The sequence below is a fragment of the Dialister sp. UBA1703 genome, assembly GCA_002320515.1.
Lineage (GTDB): Bacteria > Bacillota > Negativicutes > Veillonellales > Dialisteraceae > Dialister.
The window spans coordinates 1-4,244 of the sequence record DCJJ01000091.1 but is presented as its reverse complement, the minus strand read 5'-3'; the positions used below and the strand labels follow the sequence as shown (position 1 = coordinate 4,244).

3 protein-coding genes are annotated in these 4,244 nt (G+C 56.5%); all 3 read left to right on the top strand.

Annotated features, from left to right (window positions below):
• The first annotated feature begins 83 nt into the window (after nucleotides 1-83).
• The 3 genes from B2Y11_RS04580 (at nucleotide 84) to B2Y11_RS04570 (ending at nucleotide 3,884) form a co-directional block, all read left to right on the top strand.
• Complete coding sequence (locus B2Y11_RS04580; RefSeq protein ID WP_291056773.1) at nucleotides 84-1,277, top strand: type II secretion system F family protein; 1,194 nt, start codon at nucleotides 84-86, stop codon at nucleotides 1,275-1,277.
• A gap of 757 nt (nucleotides 1,278-2,034) precedes the next feature.
• On the top strand, nucleotides 2,035-2,685 hold the full coding sequence (locus B2Y11_RS04575; protein ID WP_291056771.1) for an HAD family hydrolase: 651 nt from the start codon (nucleotides 2,035-2,037) through the stop codon (nucleotides 2,683-2,685).
• Between the two features lie 143 nt (nucleotides 2,686-2,828).
• A complete protein-coding gene (locus B2Y11_RS04570; protein ID WP_291056769.1) occupies nucleotides 2,829-3,884 on the top strand; it encodes a S66 peptidase family protein in 1,056 nt (351 codons plus the stop codon).
• Nucleotides 3,885-4,244: the final 360 nt, after the last annotated feature.

Genomic DNA, 4,244 nt, shown 5'->3' with positions numbered 1-4,244 from the left:
CTTATAAAAGCAGACTCTATGAATGAATCAGTGCTTCCCTAGCTTCTATCGTCTACCATCTCACCAGGAACAAGGAGCGGACTATGAAGGAATTTATCTACAAAGCCTACAGCGATGACGGCTCCATCATAGAGGACAGCCTGCAGGCGGAGTCGCGCCGGGAGGCGGCGCAGGAAATATTTGCCCGGGAACTCCATCTCATTCATCTGGAGGAGAAGAAGGCACCCTCTTCTATTTCCTTTTTCAGAAAGCCCTTTTCTTCCCGCAGGAAGCTCGCCCTTTTTGCGGAGGAGTGGGCGTCTCTGCTGGATGCGGGGCTCACCATCACCGACTCCCTGGCCCTTCTGGAAAAGCAGATGGATCAGAGGGAGGGCCATGTGATTTCATCCATCCGGAAAACCATTTCCTCCGGCCATGGGGTGGGGGAAAGTTTTACCGGCGCTTCCTGTTTTCCGCCTTTCTTCCTCTCCCTTCTTTCTGTAGGTGAGCTGTCGGGCACCCTGCCCCGGGAGCTGCACCGGCTGTCTACGTACTACCTGAAGGAGGATCGTTTCATCAGCCAGCTGAAGGGGGCCCTGGCCTATCCGCTCTTTGTCACTCTTTTTGCTCTCTGCCTTTTCGTGGTGATTCTCACCTTCATTCTTCCCTCCTTTGCCCTTCTTTTTGAATCCCTGTCCATCCCCTTTCCGCCGGCCGCGTCCCTGGCCCTGTCCTTCGGACTGTGGCTGAGGGAGTACGGCGCCCTTCTGGGCGGGTTCCTCTTCCTTCTTTTCGCCTCTTCTCTCCTTTTCTTCTGCACCAAAGAGGGAAAGAAAACAGCCCACAGCCTGCTGTACCGTTCCCGTTTCTACCGGCGCATTCTGCTGGTCCGTTTCTCCGCCGCCCTCTCCGCCCTTTTGGAAAGCGGCCATCCCCTGACAGAGTCCCTCCGGGATGCCCGGGATGTGGTGGGAAATGAAAAGGCAAAAAGAGCCCTCTCTTTCGCAGCCAGCCATCTGGAGAGAGGCGAGGATTTTGCCCAGGTGCTGGAGGAAAGCGGCTTCTCCCTGCCCCTGGTGAGCCATCTCTGCCGGGTGGGCATGGAAAGCGGGGAACTCCCCCGCTTCCTCCGGCAGGCAGAGGAAATCCTCACCCATGAAACGGAACGCAAAATCCGCCGCTTCCGGGCCATCCTGGAGCCCTCCCTCCTCCTCTTCACCGGCGCCGTCACCGCCCTCATGGTATTCTCCGTCATGCTCCCCGTCTTCCAGGCCGCCGGTTCCCATGTAGGCGGATAGGGACACGCCTGCGGCGTGAGGGTTGACGGCCCTTTGGGCCGAGGGTTGTGGCCGCCTGCAGGCGGCAGGTTGTGTTCGCTTTCGCTCAGGGGGCAGAAAAAAGGTTCTTAAGATGGACCGGCCCGCTGGGCCGGAGGGTTCTTAGGTTTGACGGCCTTGCAGGCCGAGGGTTGTGGTGGCGGCTTCGCCGCGGATTATAAAAAAGGGGCGCGGCTGGCGCCGCAGGTTGTGGCCGCCTATCGACGGCGGGTTGTGCAGAAGGGTTGTGTGAGGGGGAAGGTTCTCAAGTTTGACCGGCCTACGGCGGTCGGGTTCTTAGGTTTGACAGCGGCCTGCGGCCGCTGAGGGTTGTGGATTGCCCTTCGGGCAATGAGTTTATAATGCCGCCTGTGGGCTAACCCCTTCCGGCTCGCTGCGCTCGCCACCCACCCCTTGGACAGGGGTGGGCAAGGACGTTACGTGCTGACCTTCCCGCCGACACGGTCATTCTGAGCCGTAGGCGAAGAATCTTGGTACCCGACACATGGGAGACAACCGGTGGTAAATACCAGTCAGTGAGAAATCCTTCTGATGTATGCCGTAAGTAACTCCAACTAGCTCACTAGTACACCAGCTCACTAGCTCACTAAACAATACCGGTCGGCGGGAAATCCTTCTGGTGTATGCCGTAAGTAACTCCCTCAACTAGCTCACTAGATCACTAGATCACTAGATCACTAGATCACTAGATCACTAGATCACTATTTCCGAGGTATCTATGCGCAAACAATCTGTTATTTTTGATATGGATGGCACTCTTTTTGATACGGAGGCCATTTTCCAGCAGGAATGGAACCGTCTGGCAAAAGAGAGGGGTCTCTCTCTTCCTGACCATTTCAAATATAAAATCTGCGGCACCAGCGGGGAGGCCATGAACCGCATTATTGAGAAGTTTTACCACGTGCCGGAGGGCAGCGAAATCCAGCGTCTCTGCAAGGAAGGGGTGGCCCGCCGTCTGGCAAAGTCGGTGCCGGAGAAACCGGGGTGCAGGGAGATGATTTCCTTTTTCCATGAAAAAGGGTGGCCCCTGGCCATCGGAAGCAGCAGTCCCGCCGCGCAGATCCAGGCGAATCTTTCCGTCACCGGACTCCTTCCCTTTTTTGACGCCATTGCCAGCGGTGATGAAGTGCAGCGCGGAAAGCCGGCACCGGATATTTTCCTTCTGGCTGCCCGGAAACTGGGCGCCTCTCCCAAGGACTGCTATGTGTTCGAAGACAGCCCCAATGGCATCCTCGCCGCTTACGCCGCCGGTATGAAACCGGTGATGGTGCCGGACCTGATGCCGGCCACCGAAGACATCCGGCAGAAGTGCTTTGCCCTTTTCCATACTCTCACCGAAGCCCGCCTATTTTTTATGAAGAGGCTGTGAAGAAATCATTGACCTTTTCACAGTCCCGGCGATTGAGCCGGCACTTCTTACCAATTTTATCTTTCTTGCGCCATTTCCCCTATTCCGTGCTATACTTGTCATTGGCGCCCAAAAGCGCAAATACAGTATAAGAAGGAATATCCATGCACGGTTTACATATATGGTTTAAGAAATACGAATTTTACATTCTGCCCCTCCTGATCATAGGGGTCGTGCTGCTCCTGGTCCGTCTCTTTTCCGCTGCCCCCGATACAGGAACGAGGGAGCGGGAAAAGGTGCTCCCTTTAAAAGAAGGGGATACCATAGGCATTCTGGCACCCGCCGCCCATGGAGGCATGACTGATTACAACCGGTCCATCGAGCTTCTGGAATCTCTGGGATACAAAGTGAAACTGGCTCCCTCCGTCACCGATGATTACGGCTACCTGGCAGGAAGCGACGAAGAACGGGCGAAGGATTTGAACGATTTCTTCAAGGACGATTCGGTGAAAGCCATCGTCTGCCTCCGGGGCGGCTACGGCTCCGCCCGGCTTCTGGACAAGCTGGACTACGACATGATCGCCCGCCATCCGAAAATGCTCATCGGCTTTTCCGACATTACCGCCCTCCACGCCGCCATCGGCGAGAAGAGCGGTCTGGTCACCATCCACGGTCCCATGATGTCCTCCTTCAAAGGGGACAATTATACCGCCTTTACCCTCTATAATTTTGAAAACGGGCTTTCCGGCAGTCTGCCCAAAGGGGAAATCCGCCTGCCCGCCGGAAGAAAGCTGAAGGCCCTTGTCCCCGGCGACGCCACAGGCCCGGTGGAAGGAGGAAATCTGTCGGTACTTGCCACCCTCTGCGGCACGCCTTATGAGCTGAAGGGTGACGGCGCCATCCTTCTTCTGGAAGACACGGGAGAAGACCCCTACCGGGTGGACCGGATGATGGAACAGCTTTACCAGAACGGCCTTCTCTCCCGGGTAAGCGCCATCGCCTACGGCGACTTCTACGGCGCCTCCCCGGTGGGTGAAGAATTTTCCATTGCCGATGTCCTTTCCCACTACGCCAAACTCTCCGGCAAACCGGTGATTGCCGGCGTCCCCGTGGGCCACGGCCCGGATAACCTCTTCCTCCCCCTGGGCGTCAAAGCTTCCATCCACGCCGGAGAAGACGGCAGCGCCTCCTTCAGCTATGATGAGTCTTATTTGAAATGACACGCCGCTGGACACACCTGCGGTGTGAAGGTTCATTGGACACACCTTCGGTGTGAGGGTTCACAGGGTTCAGAAGGTTCAAAGGGTTCAGAGGGTTCAGAGGGTGATGGTATCGCCCTTTGGGCGATGAGTATAAAGTCAGCGTTACGGGCTTGGCTTTCTGTATCATACGTCATGAAAAGCATTACGTCGATCAGCCACCTCCGGTGGCTCTTCCCCCCTTTGCTGCCTTACGGCACCACCTTCCCCCCGCGGAGCGGTGGGACAATAAAGCTCTGAAAAGCAGTCCTTTCATAAGCAGCTCACAGCATAACGGAGCTTTATAGTGCCCCCGCTTGCGGGGGTGGCAAAGGAACTGGA